A 17,981-nucleotide genomic window follows, 5' to 3' on the forward strand; every position below is an offset into this window, starting at 1 on the left:
CCTATGTCAAATAAAAATATTGCATTTAATATCTATATGGAATATATTGTTAAACACCCCAACTATGCAACACAACCTCATGCTTTCAATAAAAAAGGAGAAATTACTTGGGTAAAAGCAAGTGGGCAAGATAGAATTGACCGGGCATTATGGTGGGATAAAAAGATCATTGAATTAGGTGTGACTAATAGAGCAGATGTGGCTAGAATACTTCATCCAAAGGAATTAAAGGGAAGAAAGCCATGTAGTGAATGTGGAAAAGTATTAAGTATTTTTTATATATACCCTTCCAAAAGTTTTTTGGAATACATAAATGATGAATTTAATCAGAATTATGTTATGTATGATAAAGATATTTATTCAATCATCCAAGATTTACTATCATTAAAAGTATCAGAACAAGATATTATTAATTTTTTTGTTTATAGATTAAAAATTAAAGAAAGATTTCCATCAATAAAATTATTAGAAAACTATTTATATCATAATCACACACATGAAACACAAAAAGGGAAAATGTTTAGTCCTGGAGTAATGTCAAATCCTCCTGATAGGTTTGATGGATTCCATACATACAATGCATGTTGTAGAAAAGAAAAAGATACAGGAAGACATGATGACAATATGAAAAGTTATACAAGAGATAGAAGGGCATTTGTAAACTGGTCAGATGGAAACTTTACATTAGCCAATGCTATAATGGGAGAATATAATAAATATAAAACACTTGTAACTTGCCCTGGATGTAATACTCAGAAATTAATGACTGCAGATCATATTGGTCCAATCTCTCTAGGATTTTGTCATAGAAAAGAGTTTAATCCATTATGTAGTTCATGTAATAGTAAAAAAAATAAAAATATGTCATTAAAAGATGTTCAACAGTTAATTAATGATGAAAAAAAAGGTATTCAAGTCATTTCATGGCATTCTACTTATCTATGGGACAAATTAAAAAATAAAATTAAAACTGATACTGATGCAAAAAATGCAAGTTCAATTATGCGTGAAAATATGCACTATATATTAACTTTATTTAATATCATAAATAAAGTTCCTCATGGTCGTAATTATCTTATGACAAAACTACATCCTGAATTTGTTAAGTTTAAATATAAAATCAATAATTTCACCCCCTTAAAAGAAATTGATGATAAAGACATAATTAAAACTATTTCTGAAGCAAAAACAAAAGTGAAAAGTGAAAAAAGATATATTGAGATTTGTTTTGAATCTCTTGGTGATTATGATAAAAAAGAAAATAGAATTTATAATAATATCATTATGAAAAAATATCAAAAAGAAATACATGCCTTACACCTTAGTTTAAATCAAGGTGTAGACTTTAATGATATTGAAAATGTAGTTTGTTTAATACTAAATTATATTGCTAGAGATTTAGATATCAAGTTTAATAGTTCAGGAACATCAATTTGATTTCTTAAATACTTTTGATAATTTGATTTAAACAAATTATCATTGTATTCAACAGGAGTATCTTTACAACTTGATGGCTGAATATCATATAAATCAGAAATTGCGTCATCTACAGAAAGATAATTTATCTCATCATCAAATATTTTACTAGGATTGAATTTACATTCCATATTATATGTACCAACAATAAATACTCTTTTTCTCTTTTGAGGGACACCATAATCAGATGCAAGCAGTTTCTGGGCGGATAAACAATAACCTAGTGCTGAAAATTCACTTTTTATACTTTCAAATGTTTTCCCAGCATTACTTGATAAAATCCCAGGAACATTTTCCATTACAAAGACTTTTGGTTTTAGATTATCCACAAGAGAAACGAACTCTTTATATAAAAAGTTTCTTGGGTCATCACTTAATCTTTTTCCTGCTAAAGAGAATCCTTGACATGGAGGACCACCAATTATTATATCAATTGATTTCTTTTGAGAGCTTTCAATTATCTTATCTTTTATACTAACTTCAGTTATTGAACCTTCTATAAATTCTACATTAGGATTATTTTTTTTATAAGTTATTGCAGCTTCCTTAAAAACATCATTAGCTATAACAACATTATATCCTGCTTGTTTAAAACCATATCCCATTCCACCCGCACCAGAAAATAAATCTAAAACATTATATGAAGATAAATAATGTTTAATTTCTTTTGCTACTGCATATGCAAGCAAGGGAGGAACTGCATTTCCAATTTGTGTAGCTATATGAGATTTTGCACCATAAAAAATATAATCATCAGGGAAAGACTGCAGTCTTGCTGCTTCTCTTGGTGTGATTAATCTATCATGAATAGGGTGAATAAAAGTACCATTGCCAGGTCTTGTTATATAAGTATTAATTGTATAAGATGGTTTGTTACGATCAATTCTACCATATAAGGTTGTTCTTCCACCTGTTTTTCTTATACCTTCTAATCTTTTTGATGGAATATCAAATGGAATATCTCTCCAATTTCCTCCCTCAGGAATTGAAAGAATCATTCTCATATCTAATTCACTTACCTTGCTTATTGTATGATTATATAACATATATTACACCATACTTTCTTTTAGTAAATTAGCATATTCATCAGTATATGAATCAAGTATTTCTAGTGCATGTTTTTTTTCAATATTATATATTTTGAAAACAATTTTATTTAATTCAATTATTTTATTTAAATTACCATTTTGTATTTCTTTTGAATATTCTATTATTTCATTTATATATTTATTATCCAAATTAATAGGTAATTCATTTAATTCATAATTATTAATATGATTATTACTGCTAAATAATTTGAACCTCCAGTCCATAAGATATGAATTTAAAATAGCTAAAATATAATCTAAGTCTATATTATTTTTAACTGCAATAAAATTACATGAGTTACCAAGTACATAATTTTTATTAATTTTGCTAAATTTTAATCTTTTATTACTTGACATATTAGAAATCTGTTGGCATATTATCCTTTCTGAATAAATAAAAGATTTTTTAGGAGTAATTTTACCTTCAAAAAAGCTATTATCTACATATTTAGTGTCACCTTTAATATTCCATTCTTTAACATGTTTACCTTGTAATAATGGATATCTTGTGACTTTTTCAGATATATATTTTTTATTTAATGTTAAATCAAGTTCACCTCTTAAATTATGAATATCATCTATATCTTTTATTTTAGGAAATTTATGAATACTATTTAAAATACTGGTAGCATTACTTGTAAGTTTTATTAAATTACTATAGCTATCTATATTTCTTAAATTTTTTAGATTTATTTTAAATTCAGAATCTGTTTCTACATCAATTATTTCTACATTATCTGAAATGTCATTCTTTTTTAAACCAAAATAACACATTGATTGAGTAATAGAATTAAATTCATTAGAAGATTCATTTAGTAAATATATTTTTTTAATCTTTGAATTATTAATCATATATTGTCTTAATGAACTAGATGTATGATCAGATAATAAAGAGGATGGAATAATAACTCCAATTACAGATTCATCTGCACTAAACCGAGTATATATAAGTTCAAGAAAAACTTTGTATAAATTTATTGTACCTTGTTGTAAATATAACTCTTTTTTAATTAATTTAGACACTTGCTTACAATAACTCTGATACTCTTTATAGTCTTCTTTATTAAATTCTTTTGAAGATGCCTTTAGATTTCTATAAGGAGGGTTTGTTAAAACAATATCGAATTTAAAATTTTCACCAAATAATGATTTTACAGTGTGTACTTTATTATCATTATAAATAACATTACCTACATAAGTATTATTATTCTTTATTTTGTATTTAATTTTAAATTTAACCTCTATAAATTTTGAAATCAATTTTTTAGCTAATTTTATAGCTAAATTATCAATATCTGATATATAAATATTTGATAAGACATCTTTTATTTCTATCTCATTTAAAGAACAATGCTTATCTATGTATTCTAAGTATGCAATTACAAAAACACCTAGTCCTACACAAGGTTCTAAAAGCTTTGAATTTATTATTTCTTTATTAAAACCATCCATTGCTTCTTTTGTTATTTGGTAAGCTAACTTAAAATTTGTATAGTAAATACCGTGTTGTTTTCTTATAGATATTTTAGAATACTTTTCATATTCTTTTAAAAGTTGATAATCTAGTAAAATTTCATCTATTAACTGTATGTAGTTATTTTTATCAATTAAATTAATTTTCTCTAAAATTTCGTTAACTTTCATATCATTATAAACAGATGAATTTGAAATGATTGATTTGGTCAAAATTACCCTTTTTATTTATATAATACAATAATTTTTGCTAAATATATGAAAATATTTCATTTTGAAATATTTATTTGGATTTTATCAAATGAGTTCCTAAAGACACATAAAGTATGCTTTTACAAATTAGATTTTTAATTTAATTCTTGTGTTTTCAACCTAAATTTATATTACATATATTAGTATTTAATTTAGGAAATTAGTATTTTTTATTGTTGTTAGTAATGAAGAAAATCTAAATAAATAGTTTTTATATATTTTGCTAAACTACCTCTAACTTGTATGGTTTTATAACCTTTTTTTAGAGATATAATTTGTTCCCAAAAGTGTTCAAGAAGTAGAATTTATAGATTCTCTCAAACCCTTAAGACTTTTTGAATAACAAAAATCATTTTAAATAAGTTACTAAAATTAAACTTCTAATCAACTCTCCTTATTATTAATAATAATTATTGAAACATATGAAGAACAATTTGAGAGTTTCAAATTTAAAAAATTTAGAAGTGGCAATACTGAATACAATCTATTATTAGAAGATTACATATACTTTTTTGAAGAATATTTTGAAAAAGAAAAAGATATTTATATAAAAAAATAGATATATAGCTAGAAATAAGCTAGAAAAAGAGGAGTTTTATTCTCCTCTTAATCCTTTTCTCATTGTCTCAACTACTGAATTATCGGCTTTTGTGTTAGTGAAAAGCTCAAATGCAAGTAAGCCTTGATATAAAAGCATATCTTCTCCATCTTTTGTTTTTAAACCCTCTTTCTTTGCGAGTTTTAAAAATGCAGTTTCTTTCCCATATACACAGTCAAAAGCGTATTTAGAGTTTAAAAATACATTTTCTAATTGCGCTTTATTCATAGGAAGATTTTCATCTTTTAATCCTGCACTTGTAGAGTTTACAACTAAGTCAAAATAGTCTAATCTAAAATCTTTCCATGAAAAACATTTAATATTTTTTTGTTTAAAAAATTCTAGTTTTGAATCACTTCTATTTACAACTGTAACATCAATCTTTTTTTCTTGTAGTGCAAGAGCAATTGCTTTTGCCGTTCCACCAGCACCTAAAACAAGAACTTTATTAACATCTTTAAAGCTTTCAATAGCTTTTAAGAATCCAGGAGCATCTGTATTGTATGCTATTACTTTTTTGTCTTTTTTTATATATGTATTTACAGCTTGAATCTCATTTGCAATACCTACAACTTCATCAGCTTGTTTAAAAGCTTGTTCTTTATGAGGTACTGTAATATTTGCACCACTATATAAATTGTTTAAAAACTCTTCTTTTAGTTTTTTACCATCTTTTAAGTGGTGTTTTTTATAAACTGCATCAATATTTAAAAATTCGAAAGCACTATTATGCATTTGAGGTGACTTAGAATGTTCTACTGGATCACCAAAAATTGCATATACTTGTGTATTATTTGTTATATTTTCCGACATTATTTACCTTTATGAAGTCGTGATTTTATCTAAAATATTATAATATAAAATTAAATGAAAAAAGTTACAATATTGTAATCCTTTTAAAAGTGAGATATGATGGAAGTTTTAAAAATATTTACAAATAAAAAAGATGGTAATCTTGCATATCATGTAAACGATAAAAAATGTAATGTTGATAGAAATAGAGAAGCTTTAAAAAAATATGGATTTACAATAAACAATTTAAGATATATGAATCAGGTTCATAAAAATAGAGTTATTTGTGTTTCTAAAAACTCTTTAAAATTAATAGATGAGTGTGATGCACTTATTACATCTGAAAAAAATCTTCCTTTGATGGTTATGGTTGCAGATTGTATACCAATATTGCTTTATGATGAAGTTTCAGAAGTTATCGCAGCTATTCATGCAGGTAGAAATTCAACTTTTTTGAATATAAGTAAGATAACTGCACAAAAAATGATAAAAGAGTTCAATTGTCAGCCAAAAAACATAAAAGCAATTTTAGGGCCATCTATTCAAAAGTGTTGTTATGAAGTAAGTCAAGAATTAGCAAATATTGTAAAAACTTCTTTTGGAGAAGAGTTTGTAAACAATAGAAATATTGACTTACAAGGAATAAATAAAAAACAACTAAAAGAGCTTGGAATAACAAATATTGAAGTTTCAAATCATTGTACAAAATGTACTGATGATAAATACTTTTCATATAGGCTTATTTCTGATACTGGAAGATTTGCAGGAGTTATAGAATTAAAAGAGTAGGTTATATTTAAGATAAATGTTTATAATATGTATTAATTATGTAAAAAATATATAAAAATCGGCTTAAGTATATAAAAAATAGAGATTTTTCATAAAATATTAATAAAATTAAGTTTCGATTTGTTACAATTGCGCTTCAAATTACACTGAGAAAGGTTAGAGATGAGCGTTAAAGTTACAAAACAAGAGGCTTTAGATTATCATAAAAGTCCAAATCCAGGGAAAGTTGCAATTGCAACAACTACTGAATTAGAAACACAAAGAGATTTATCACTTGCATATTCACCAGGTGTTGCTTTTCCTTGTGAAGAGATTAAAAAAGATCCAAAATTAGCATATGAATATACTGCAAAAAGTAATCTTGTAGCAGTAGTTTCAAATGGTACAGCTGTACTAGGTTTAGGTGACATTGGGGCACTGGCATCAAAACCTGTAATGGAAGGTAAAGCTGTATTATTTAAAAAATTCGCTGCTGTTGATTCTTTTGATATTGAAGTTGATGCAACTGATGTTGATAAATTTTGTGAAGCAGTAAAAGCTATTTCTCCTACATTTGGAGGTATTAACTTAGAAGATATTAAAGCACCTGAGTGTTTTGAAATAGAAAAAAGATTAATTGAAGAGTTAAATATACCAGTTATGCATGATGACCAGCATGGAACTGCAATTATTACAACTGCTGCATTAATAAACGCAAGTGAAATGATGAATAAAGCAGTAGAAGATATGAAAGTAGTTGTTGTAGGAGCTGGTGCTTCTGCTATTGCTTGTTCTACTATGTATAAAGAGCTTGGAGTAAAAACATTAATTATGTGTGACTCAAAAGGAGTTATTCATAAAGGAAGAAAAGATTTAAATAAATATAAAAAAGATTTTGTAGTAGAAGAAGCTCTTAGTTTAGAAGAAGCATTTACAGGAGCAGATATGGTACTTGGATTATCAAGACCAGGAACTTTTACTAAAGAGCATATTGCACTTATGAATGAAGAACCAATTGTATTTACATTAGCAAATCCAACTCCAGAGTTATTCCCTGATGAAGTTAAAGAAGCTAGACCAAAAGCTATTGTCGGAACAGGAAGAAGTGATTTTCCTAACCAAGTAAATAATGTTTTAGGATTTCCTTTTATTTTTAGAGGGGCACTTGATGTTAAAACTAGAAAAATCAATATGACAATGAAAATGGCTGCGGCAAAAGCAATTGCTAATTTAGCAAGACAACCATTAACTGATGAATTAAAAGAGTCTTTTGGTGATTTAACTTATGGAAGAGAGTATATTATTCCTATCCCATTTGATAAAAGACTTATGGTAGAAGTTTCTAGTGCTGTTGCAAATGCTGCTGTTCAAACAGGTGTAGCAAGAGTAAAAGAGTTTGATTTAGAGGCTTACAGAAAAAATTTAGCTGCAATGATATAAATCAATAATTAATCAATAAAATGGTATTATTCTCATTTTAAAATTTAATGAGAATAATACTAGGATAATGATGAAAGAGTACATACTTTTAATTGATACTACAGATGATAAAGGACTTGTTTATAATATCTCAAAAGTTCTTTACGCAAATAACTTAAATATAGAACAAAACTCCGAATACGTTGATCCAGATACACTAAAATTTTTTATGAGAACAGTTATTTCTGGAGATATTAAAAAAGATATTTTATTAAAAGAGTTAAAAGAGGTTCTTCCTTCAAACTCAACTATTAAGCTAACTGAAAAACAGAATAAAGATGTGGTTATATTAGCAACTAAAGAGAGTCATGTTTTAGGTGATTTATTAATTAGATATTTTGATGGCGAATTAAATGCAAATATAAAAGCAGTTATTGCAAATCATGAACATTTAAGAGATTTAGTTGAAAAATTTGATATACCATTTTATTGTATTAGTGCTGATGGTTTAAGTAGAGAAGAGCATGAAGATAAAATGATTGAAAAAATCAATGAGTTTGAACCTGAGCTTATTGTATTAGCAAAATATATGAGAATATTGACACCAAAGTTTGTTAAAACTTATCCAAAAAAGGTTTTAAATATTCATCACTCGTTTTTACCTGCTTTTATTGGTGCAAACCCTTATAAACAAGCACATGATAGAGGTGTAAAAATTATTGGTGCAACGGCTCATTATGTTACTGATGATTTAGATGAAGGTCCAATTATTTTTCAAGATGTTGTTAGAGTTGATCATACTTACTCTTGGCAAGAGATGAGAAATGCAGGAAGAAATGTAGAGAAGATTGTTTTATATAATGCTTTTCAACTTCTACTTGATGATAAAGTTTTTGTACACAAAAATAAAACGGTAATTTTATAAATGTTTAATATAGTTTTACACGAACCAAGAATTCCTGGAAATGTTGGAACAATAGGAAGACTTGCTTTTGCATTAAATTGTAAGTTACATCTTATTAAACCTTATGGTTTTGGTGAAATCAATGAAAAACAAGTAAGACGAGCTGGACTTGATTATTGGTATGATTTAGAAGTTTATGAGTATGAAAATATAGAAGAGTTTTGGCAAAAATATCCTATGAATGATAGACATTTTTTTGCAACTACAAAGACAAATAGAGTATATTTTCAAGCAGAGTTTAAAGAGGGTGATTTTTTCTATTTTGGTAGAGAAGATGCAGGACTTCCTCAAAGTTTTTTAGAAAAAAATGAACAAGGGTGTATTACTATTCCTATGACAAATAACGCAAGAAGTTTAAATATTGCAAACTCTGTATCTATTGTAGCTTATGAGGCACTAAGACAAAACTTTGCTAATTTTAAATAAGTTTTTTACTTTTTTTAATTAGTTTTTTAACAGCTTCAAGTTTTTTTCGAAGCTGTTTTTTATCACTTTTATTTATTGCTTTTTTCTTTGCTTTTTTTAATTTGTCTTTTTTTATATACAACTCTTCAAGTATTTTTAAAACTTTTTTTGTTTTTATCTCTTCTTTGTTATTTCCCATCATCTCTTTTACTTTATTTATTAGTTTACTAAGAGGCATCGTTTTCTTCTCCTATCTCTTTTAATAGTTCATCTTCTATAAATAGAATCATTGCTATTTCAAGAAGTTTTTTTTGAATAGAGTAAACAGTTGCGCTGTCATTTATAAAAGATGTTGCCATAGAAGCTTTGATTTTTTGTGTTCTAATTAGTTCATCTATTTTTTCACTGTTTGAAATATCATTTTGTATCAATGTATTTTTAATCACTTCTATTTGTGTTATTTTATCAAGTTCAGGTGTAGTTGCGTTATTTAATACATTAATATCAATAAAAATAGTTGCTAACTCTTCTCTTAATATATTGTACTCTTTTTTTATATACTCATTTTTACTTTTTAAATAAAAGTCCATATTTTTTTGTATATCTCTTGTATCTTTTAGAACTTCTACAATTAGCTTTGCACTTCTTTTAAAGTTTCCTGCAAGTTTTTGTTGAGAACTTGTCATATGTTCTTGTGCAAATGAAGAGTATTTTATTATTTCTCCATATAGATTTTTTATATTTGTTTGATATATTTCATCGATATTTGTATTTATTTTTTTAGGCTCTTTTTCTAATTGAAGTTTTAAATCCTCTTTTGTTTTTAATTGTGTTGTATGTAAACTTAAAGCATGAAGCATAGCTTTTTGACAAATTTCATAAAGATTTATGCACTCTTTTTTTAATGAAATTAAAGAACTGTTTGGAATATCAATATTTGATTTTAATAGATATTTTGGTTTTGAACTCTTTGAAACTTTTTTTCTAATAGTTCTTTTTGCTAAATTTACAATTACATTTATAAAAGGAGCAACTAAAATAACACCTAAAAGATTAAATATTGTGTGAAACAATGCAAGTTTCATACTATAATTTTGAGCATCAATACCAAAAAATGGAGCAAGAATATCAACTAAATCTCTTAATGAATATATAAATATTACAGCTATAAATGCTGTAATTATATTAAATATAAAGTGTGCAAAAGCTAATCTTTTACCATTCTCATTTGAGGCAAGAGAACCAATAATTGCTGTAACTGTTGTCCCTATATTTGCACCAATTGCTAAAGCTAAGGCATTTACATAAATTATATTTCCTGCACTTAATGCTGTAATAATTATTGCCATAGTCGCACTACTAGATTGAATAACTATTGTAGCAATAGCACCAATTAGAATATAAAGTATAATTCCTTTTATTCCTGTCAATGCAAATTGTGCTAAATCAATTGAGTCTTTTAATGTATCAAAACCATCTTTCATATAAGAAATACCTAAAAAGATAAAACCTAAACCTAAAAGTACATTTCCTAAACCTTTGTAACCATTACTTTTAAAAAACCTAAGAATAACACCAAATATAATCATAGGCATAGCATAAGCAGAAATTTTTATTTTTAATCCTAAACTAGATACAATCCATGCAGTTGTTGTACTTCCTAAGTTTGAACCAAATACAATTCCTATCCCTTGTGCTAGTGTTAATAACTCAACAGATAAAAAAGAGATTACAATTACTGAAATTAAAGAAGAACTTTGCACAATAGAAGTAGCTAAAAAACCAGTAGTTATTGACTTAAAAAGATTATTTGTAAATCTTTGTAGCACTTTTTCCAATACTCCTCCAGAAAAGAGTTTGAATCCATTTTCCATAAAGTACATACCAATTAAGAAGATTGCAATACCACTTAAGATTATCTTTACGTTTTCTAAAGAAGATATAAAGTATGCTGCAAGTAGAAATGCCAACGCAATTGTTAAGTTTTTAACCATAAAACATCCTGTAAAATATAGTTTAATTGTACATTATAACAAGAATTTTTATTAAATAAGGCTTGTTTAGATAAAATTTTAAAGATTTTTTTAAAGAAAGTAACAATGAATAAAATATTAATATTAGAAGATGATGAACTTTTTGCACAAACTTTAGAGGATTTTTTGGAAGAAGAAGGCTTTGATGTTGATTTAGCATATAATGGAGAAGAAGCTTTAGAACTTAATTATGAAAATAATTATGATTTATATTTACTTGATATAAATGTACCTAAAATAAATGGTTTAGACTTATTAAAAGAGTTAAGAACAAGTGGAGATATGACTGCAACTATTTTTCTTACTTCTTATAAAGATAAACAAACTTTAGAAAAGGGATTTAACAATGGTTGTGACGATTATCTAAAAAAGCCAGTTGATTTAGATGAGTTACTTCTTAGAGTAAAATCTGTACTAAAAAGATGTGGAAAAAGTATTAAAGAGATTAAACTTTGTGAAGATATTATATTTAATCCTATTACAAGAAGAGTCTATAAGAATTCACAAGATTTAAATGTTCCTATTAAAATAGTATCTTTACTTGAACTTTTTTTAGAGAATAGAAATTCAATTATTTCAAAAGAGATGATTATTTCAAAACTGTGGAGTGTTAGTGAAGAGTATAGTGAAGGCTCAATTAGAGTTTACATAAATAATTTAAAAAAGATAATAGGAAAAGATAAAATTATAAATATAAAAGGAATAGGGTATAAAATTGAACTCTAAAATAAAAGACTTTTTAATCTCAATATCTATTGTTTTTACTTTTACTACCATTTTAACACTTTTTTTAAACTATATTTTAATTAGTAATTTTGGTTTAAATAAAGATAATTTTATTTTGATAGTTTTACCATTAGTTTTATTCTCTTTAACACTTTTTTTAGCATTAAGTAAATCTATTTTAGAACCTCTTTTCAAAAGTGATGCAAATTTACAAAAAACTGTAAAGCAGACTCTTCATGAGTTAAATATTCCTGTATCAACAATAATTTTAAATACACAAATGCTTGAAAGAAAAATAGAAGATGAAAAGGCATTAAAAAGATTACAACGAATAAAAAAAGCATCAAATGACTTGTTGAAATTATATGAACAGATGGAATATAGTATAAAAAAAGAGATAGATAATATTGATAAAGATGAGTTCTTTTTATATGAGGTTGTAAATAGTTCTATTGATAAATTTGAAGACATAAAAAGAAATATACAGATTAAAAATAGTATTAGTAAAAATTTGATTATAAAAACTGATAAAAATGGTTTTTGTAAAGTTATAGATAATCTTTTATCTAATGCAATTAAATATAATGATATTGATGGCTATATAAAAATAGGATTGAAAGAAAATACTATTTTGTATATAGAAAATAGTGGACATACTATTGATACAAAGCATCTTTTTGATGTATTTGATAGATTTTTTCAAGAAGATAGTTCAAAAAATGGTTTTGGGCTAGGACTTAGTATCGTAAAAGAGTTTTGTGATAAAAATAAAATTGCAATAAATATAATTCCTTTAGAAAAAGGAACAAGATTTGAATTAAATCTAAAAAGACAGCTTCAAGGTAGTTTGAATTAACATATATTTAACACAATAAAATTAAAATCTATAAAAATTTTAATTTAGGTTAAATAAATCATGAATATTGAAGTTTTAAAAAATTTAGTTGATTATGGGGTTATATCTTTACTTGTAGGGATGAGTTTTATTGCAGTTATGTTTTTTATAGAAAGAATTCTTTTTTATAAAAAACTTGATGTAAAAAAGTATGAATCTAAAAAAAGACTAGAAGTAGCCCTAACAAAAAATTTAACTTTTATAGGAACAATAGCTTCAAACTCTCCATATATTGGTTTACTAGGAACAGTTCTTGCAATCATGCTTACTTTTATGACTATGAGTGAAGGGGACATTGAAGCAACTAAGATTATGGCCTCTTTAGCTTTAGCACTTAAAGCAACAGCAATAGGGCTTGTTGTTGCAATTATATCAATGATTTTTTATAATATTTTATCAAGGTATGCAGAGGTTTTAGAAAGTAGCTATGAAGATTAAAAAGTTTGATTCAATAAATGTAATTCCTTTTATTGATGTATTGTTAGTTCTTTTAGCAATAGTTTTAATGACTTCAACTTTTATTAGTAAAGGTATGATACCTGTGAATCTTCCTAAAGCAACTAGTGCTCAAAATTTAAAACTAAATAAAGAAGTAATTATAGTAATAAAAGATGATAAGCAACTTTATTGTAATAACAATATTACAAATTTGAAAGAGATAATTAAGCATATTTTGCAGTTTAAAAAAACTACACCAGTTTATATAAAAAGTGATAAGAATATAAAGTTTGATACTTTTGTTAAAGTTCTTGATATGTTAAAAACTAATGGTTTTAACAATATATCTATCGTGACAAAAAATGAATAGATACATTAACTCTTTTTTTATTACTGTTTTTTTATATATTTTAATATTTAGTTCTTTTTATTTTCTTTTTTTTAAAAATATAGAAAAGAAAGAGCATATAAAAAATAGTAAAACAATATCTTTGTCGCATATTAAACTAGAAACTAATAAAAAAGAGTTTGCAAATAAAGTACTTAAAAAAGAGAAAATTGTTAAAAAGAAGTCTGCAAATAAAGTAGTTAAAAAAAAGAAGATTATAAAAAAAGCAGAAGAGTTAAAAAAGCCTAAAAGAAAAATCAAAAATGAAAAAAAAGAGGTTAAAAATTTTGTAAAAAAAGAGTCTATTAAGAAAAGTAAAGAGTTAACATATAGTAAAAAGATTGATAAACAAGTTAGTATAAAATCTAAAAAAGATATAAAAAAAGAGTATCTTGATAAATATCTTCATCTAATCAAAGAAGAAATTCAAAAAAATGTAATTTATTCAAAAAGAGCAAAAAGATTTAATATACAAGGTATAGTTACTGTAAAATTTAAAATAACAGTAGATAAAGAAGTTAAAATAATAAATATAGTTAAAGGACATAGACTTTTGCAAAAATCAACAATTAGTGCTATAAAAAAAGCTTCTAAGAACTTTCCAAAAGTTCCTAAAAGCTTAATACTTACTCTACCAATAGAGTATAGATTGATTTAATTAAAAACTTTCCCACGAGTCATCATCTTTAAGTGAAGATTTAAACTCTAAATCTTCTTTTTTTTCTTTTACTTTGACTTCATTTTTTATATCAATGTGAAGCTGTTTTGCTTTAACTTCACTTTTACCTTCAAACTCTTTTTCATCAGCATTTTCAACTACTTTTTTAGCAATAGTAGATGTATTTAATGCAACTTCTTGAGTTTGTGTTGCTATAAGTGCATTTTGTTGTGTTTGTTGGTCTAAATTATTAATTGCATCATTGATTTGAACAATACCACTTTCTTGTTCTTTTGCTGCATTAGAAACATCAGAAACTAAAATACTTGTTTTATTGATATCCTCTTTTAAGTGGTTATAACCTTTTATCATCTCGTTTGCAATATTTTTACCTTCATTTGCTTTAAGTGTAGCATTTTCTACTAATTCTTTTATCTCTTTAGCAGCTTGTGCACTTCTACTAGCTAAGTTTCTTACCTCTTGTGCAACAACTGCAAAGCCTTTTCCTGCCTCTCCTGCTGTTGCTGCTTCTACTGCTGCATTTAAACTTAAGATATTTGTTTGAAAAGCAATTTGGTCTATTACAGTTATTGCTTCATTTATTGAGCTTACTTGTTCATTTATATCTTCCATAGAAGAAGTTGTTTTAATAGCTAAATCTTCTCCTTTTTGCGCAGATGAAGAGACATCTTTTGTTAAAATATCAATTTCTGAAATTTTATTTGTAGTTAATTTTATATTTCCTGTTATTTGTTCAATTGCAGCAGCAGTCTCTTCTAAACTTGTTGCAGCTTCATTTGAACTTGTATTTAAAGTATCTACATTTTGTAATAAAATATTTGAACTTTCGCTAAGTGTTAATCCATTTGCTTTATTTTCTAATAGCATTTGTGTTATAGAAAGACCAAGATTATTCACACCTTTTGCAAGTTTTTCAAGATGTTTTTTTATACCATTAGTATCAATTTTCTTTAAATAGTTATATTTTGAGAACTCTTCTAAAACATCCAAAATATTATCAATATTATTTTCAAGATTTTGTCCCATACTATTTAATACATCTTTTAACTCATTAAGTGCTGGATTTGCAACATTTGTTGAAATTCTTTGACATAAGTCTCCTTGTTGAAACTCATTTAAAACAGCAACTGTTTCGTTTATAATAGCTCTATCCTCTTCAATAGATTTTTTAGTTATAGTAATGTTTTCATTTACTACTTTTGACATAACTCCAAACTCATTATTTGAATTATTTGTTAGTGGTTTTACTTCATTTGTTTCTCTATTTAAATATCTAAAGAAGTTTAATAAACCCTCTTGAAATTCATGTATTTGTGTATTAATATTTTTAGGAATATATGCCCCAAGCAACAATATAATCAAAAGAACAATAGCTGATAAGATTTCAATTGTTAATGTTAAACTTGTATTTATATTCTCTACTTGTGTTCCAATAAGTTTTTGTTCTTTTTTAATTGATAGTTTTATGTTAGCAGTTATATTTGCAATTTTAGGTCCAATAGTTCTTAATTCGCTAACTAAGGCATTTTCATTATCAATAATGAATATAAGTTTATCAACATCTTGTTTGTATGTGTCAATCAATTTTATTGCACTATTTAGTTTTTTAATATTCTCATTTGAATATAACATAGGTTTAATTTCATTTATTTGTACTCGTAAAGTATCAAATCTTTTCATTACTTCATAATTATGCTCTTTTTTATTAGATGTTACAAATTTTAATGAATAAAATCTTCCTAATAATAAAGTTCGAATAGCTTTTGCTGTTTTTAATGAGGCTTTTATATTACCTTGTTTACTAGAGTTTAACATGATTTGATTTAGTAACTGTTCTATTTTTTTACCATTAATTGTTAAATTATTTTCAACAATTCCATTATTTTGAGCCCTATAATCATTTAATTCATAAAAGTTTACTTTATAAATTTCTAATAGTTGTGATAAGGTATCTACTACTTTTTTTTCTTCTATACTTTTGGAACTTTGTTTTAATTGTTTTTCAAACTCTTTAGTTTTATTGTAATATTGTTCAAAACGCTTTAGATTAAAGTTTTCATTTTTATTAATAAAATCTTTTACCTCCATTCTTACCATAAGCATATTTTCTTGAATACTACTTGCAAGATTAGTATTCATTGTCATATTTTTATATTTATCAAAGCCTTGTGAAGATTTTGACAATCCATATATACTATATGCAGCCAATGAAATTATTAGTAAGCTTATAGTGATAAATGAGACAATTAGTTTTACTTTAATAGATAGATTCTTCATAAAATTTTTCTCCTCAAAAATAAGTGCATTATGATAGCCGTTATCACTTAAGTTTAGTTTAAAATACAACTCATTTTTTATTTAAGTTACAAATATACATATAAAAATTATTTTTAAAGGATTATTTTCTTATTTTTTTCTTTTCTTTGTTGCTATTTTGTAATTTCAATAGCCTATCGCAAAATTCAATCTTTTTACTTTTTTTGAAAAAAGTTTTTTTTATTAATATAATAAAAATTAATAATAAAATAAGAAAAAAAGTTTCCATATTATCCCTAAAATACCATAACTACAAAAAGTATTTTTAAAGATTTTTTATATAAATGGTAATGTTCTTTTATTCTTTTATACTTTTCAAAAGTAAATTTTGCATCTAAACCTTTAGTTATGTGATTTTGTGCATATTTTTTTAGAAGTAAAGAGTAGAATCTTTTGCTAGTTTTTTTATAAATACTATAAGAATATTTTTTTTCTTTATTTAAAACTTCAATTGAAACACAGAAGAATTTATTGTATTTTTTTTCTTCCATTTATAGAAAAATCCTTTAAATAATTTTATTACGTACTTTGTGTTTCAAAATTATATATAAAAAGTGTATCAAAATATTAACACTTTTTAAAATATTAAAAAATTATTTAATTATGGATAAAAATTATTATTTGAATTTTTCTATGATTTTAACTTCTAATTCTTCGACTGTTTCAATTGCATCTTCTTTATGGTCTGAAAATCCCCAGTTAACTAAAACTGAATCAACATTTGCTTTTGTTGCCGCCATAGTATCTTTTAAACTATCTCCTATGAGTTGCGCATTTGTATTTAAAATATTATGTTTATCAAGGATTTTTTGTACCATTTCTGGGTGAGGCTTGGGATTTGTAACACTATCATAGCCTAAGATTGTAGGAAATAATGAACCAATTCCCACATAATCTAGCATCTTTTTTGCATATTGAGAGTTTGCATTTGTTGCAACTGCAAGTGTAAAGTCATTTTTCAAATCATCAAGTAACGTTGCAATTCCATCATATAATTCCAAATCAGTTAAACAGTGTTCATTATAGTAGTTTTCAAATAGATGAACTTGTTCATCAGTAAACTCTTTTGTTCCATAAAAGAACTCTGCTGAATTTATTTCTGGTTTATTTATATGTTCCAAAATATAATTATCTTCTAATCTATGAAGACCTGTATTTTCTCTAACATAATTTATTGTATTTGTAATGGCTTTTGAACTATTTACTAAAGTTCCATCCATATCAAACATTATTAATCTCATTTAGTTCTCTTTATAAAAAATTTAATATAT

Annotated in this window: 17 protein-coding genes and 1 pseudogene; 10 read left to right on the forward strand and 8 right to left on the reverse strand. The window is 25.3% G+C overall.

The genetic code is table 11. The annotated features are described in order from the left end of the window. Positions 1-3: 3 nt before the first annotated feature. Complete coding sequence (locus CP960_RS07290) at positions 4-1,437, forward strand: restriction endonuclease (protein ID WP_101184759.1); 1,434 nt, start codon at positions 4-6, stop codon at positions 1,435-1,437. On the opposite strand, the gene dcm is transcribed toward CP960_RS07290, so the two are convergent. The 3 genes from dcm to CP960_RS07305 all read right to left on the reverse strand — a co-directional run bounded on the left by dcm (position 1,383) and on the right by CP960_RS07305 (position 5,700). Beyond that, positions 1,383-2,522, reverse strand: a complete 1,140-nt coding sequence (gene dcm / locus CP960_RS07295) for a DNA (cytosine-5-)-methyltransferase (RefSeq protein WP_101184760.1) — start codon at positions 2,520-2,522, stop codon at positions 1,383-1,385. The two genes, CP960_RS07290 and dcm, sit on opposite strands and share 55 nt — an antisense overlap. 3 nt (positions 2,523-2,525) lie before the next feature. Continuing rightward, positions 2,526-4,250, reverse strand: a complete 1,725-nt coding sequence (locus CP960_RS07300; RefSeq protein ID WP_101184761.1) for an Eco57I restriction-modification methylase domain-containing protein — start codon at positions 4,248-4,250, stop codon at positions 2,526-2,528. Between the two features lie 634 nt (positions 4,251-4,884). Beyond that, entirely contained in the window at positions 4,885-5,700 is an 816-nt protein-coding gene (locus CP960_RS07305; RefSeq protein ID WP_101184762.1) for a shikimate dehydrogenase, read from the reverse strand. 96 nt (positions 5,701-5,796) lie between these two features. Here CP960_RS07305 and pgeF point away from each other — a divergent pair, with 96 nt between their 5' ends. The 4 genes from pgeF (at position 5,797) to CP960_RS07325 (ending at position 9,256) form a co-directional block, all read left to right on the forward strand. Next, the gene (gene pgeF, locus CP960_RS07310; protein WP_228152033.1) at positions 5,797-6,468 is read left to right on the forward strand and encodes a peptidoglycan editing factor PgeF; all 672 of its coding nucleotides are present in this window, start codon (positions 5,797-5,799) and stop codon (positions 6,466-6,468) included. A 162-nt stretch (positions 6,469-6,630) separates the two neighbouring features. Then, entirely contained in the window at positions 6,631-7,887 is a 1,257-nt protein-coding gene (locus tag CP960_RS07315) for a malic enzyme-like NAD(P)-binding protein (RefSeq protein WP_101184764.1), read from the forward strand. A 70-nt stretch (positions 7,888-7,957) separates the two neighbouring features. Then, complete coding sequence (gene purU, locus CP960_RS07320; RefSeq protein ID WP_101184765.1) at positions 7,958-8,791, forward strand: formyltetrahydrofolate deformylase; 834 nt, start codon at positions 7,958-7,960, stop codon at positions 8,789-8,791. After that, a complete protein-coding gene (locus tag CP960_RS07325) occupies positions 8,792-9,256 on the forward strand; it encodes a tRNA (cytidine(34)-2'-O)-methyltransferase (RefSeq protein WP_101184766.1) in 465 nt (154 codons plus the stop codon). On the opposite strand, the gene CP960_RS07330 is transcribed toward CP960_RS07325, so the two are convergent. Next, positions 9,249-9,473: a hypothetical protein gene (locus tag CP960_RS07330; RefSeq protein ID WP_101184767.1), complete on the reverse strand. Its 225-nt coding sequence runs from the start codon at positions 9,471-9,473 to the stop codon at positions 9,249-9,251. The two genes, CP960_RS07325 and CP960_RS07330, sit on opposite strands and share 8 nt — an antisense overlap. Continuing rightward, positions 9,463-11,229 carry a Na/Pi cotransporter family protein gene (locus CP960_RS07335; RefSeq protein WP_101184768.1) on the reverse strand — a complete coding sequence of 589 codons (1,767 nt, stop codon included), beginning with the start codon at positions 11,227-11,229 and terminating at the stop codon, positions 9,463-9,465. Before CP960_RS07335 ends, CP960_RS07330 begins: the two co-directional genes overlap by 11 nt. Before the next feature lie 105 nt (positions 11,230-11,334). Between CP960_RS07335 and CP960_RS07340 the strand changes: the two genes are divergently transcribed. Genes CP960_RS07340 through CP960_RS07360 form a run of 5 tightly spaced genes read left to right on the forward strand, consistent with a single transcriptional unit; the run spans position 11,335 to position 14,373 of the window. Further along, positions 11,335-11,994, forward strand: a complete 660-nt coding sequence (locus CP960_RS07340) for a response regulator transcription factor (protein ID WP_101184769.1) — start codon at positions 11,335-11,337, stop codon at positions 11,992-11,994. Next, complete coding sequence (locus tag CP960_RS07345; protein WP_101184770.1) at positions 11,984-12,850, forward strand: sensor histidine kinase; 867 nt, start codon at positions 11,984-11,986, stop codon at positions 12,848-12,850. Before CP960_RS07340 ends, CP960_RS07345 begins: the two co-directional genes overlap by 11 nt. Before the next feature lie 60 nt (positions 12,851-12,910). Then, the gene (exbB, locus tag CP960_RS07350; protein WP_191321633.1) at positions 12,911-13,327 is read left to right on the forward strand and encodes a TonB-system energizer ExbB; all 417 of its coding nucleotides are present in this window, start codon (positions 12,911-12,913) and stop codon (positions 13,325-13,327) included. Then, positions 13,317-13,697, forward strand: coding sequence for a TonB system transport protein ExbD (exbD, locus tag CP960_RS07355; RefSeq protein WP_101184772.1), 381 nt, complete (start codon positions 13,317-13,319; stop codon positions 13,695-13,697). The genes exbB and exbD overlap by 11 nt, the downstream gene beginning before the upstream one ends. Then, the gene (locus tag CP960_RS07360) at positions 13,690-14,373 is read left to right on the forward strand and encodes a TonB family protein (RefSeq protein WP_101184773.1); all 684 of its coding nucleotides are present in this window, start codon (positions 13,690-13,692) and stop codon (positions 14,371-14,373) included. The genes exbD and CP960_RS07360 overlap by 8 nt, the downstream gene beginning before the upstream one ends. Here the strand turns inward: CP960_RS07360 and CP960_RS14105 are convergent. The 3 genes and pseudogenes from CP960_RS14105 to CP960_RS07375 all read right to left on the reverse strand — a co-directional run. After that, positions 14,374-15,222 (reverse strand): annotated as a pseudogene (locus CP960_RS14105) (methyl-accepting chemotaxis protein); the annotation flags it as partial. Between the two features lie 1,724 nt (positions 15,223-16,946). Beyond that, positions 16,947-17,201, reverse strand: coding sequence for a hypothetical protein (locus CP960_RS07370; protein ID WP_101184774.1), 255 nt, complete (start codon positions 17,199-17,201; stop codon positions 16,947-16,949). Between the two features lie 126 nt (positions 17,202-17,327). Next, the gene (locus tag CP960_RS07375) at positions 17,328-17,951 is read right to left on the reverse strand and encodes an HAD family hydrolase (RefSeq protein WP_101184775.1); all 624 of its coding nucleotides are present in this window, start codon (positions 17,949-17,951) and stop codon (positions 17,328-17,330) included. Positions 17,952-17,981 lie beyond the last annotated feature (30 nt).

The organism is Malaciobacter halophilus (assembly GCF_002837275.1).
Taxonomy (GTDB): Bacteria; Campylobacterota; Campylobacteria; order Campylobacterales; family Arcobacteraceae; genus Malaciobacter; species Malaciobacter halophilus.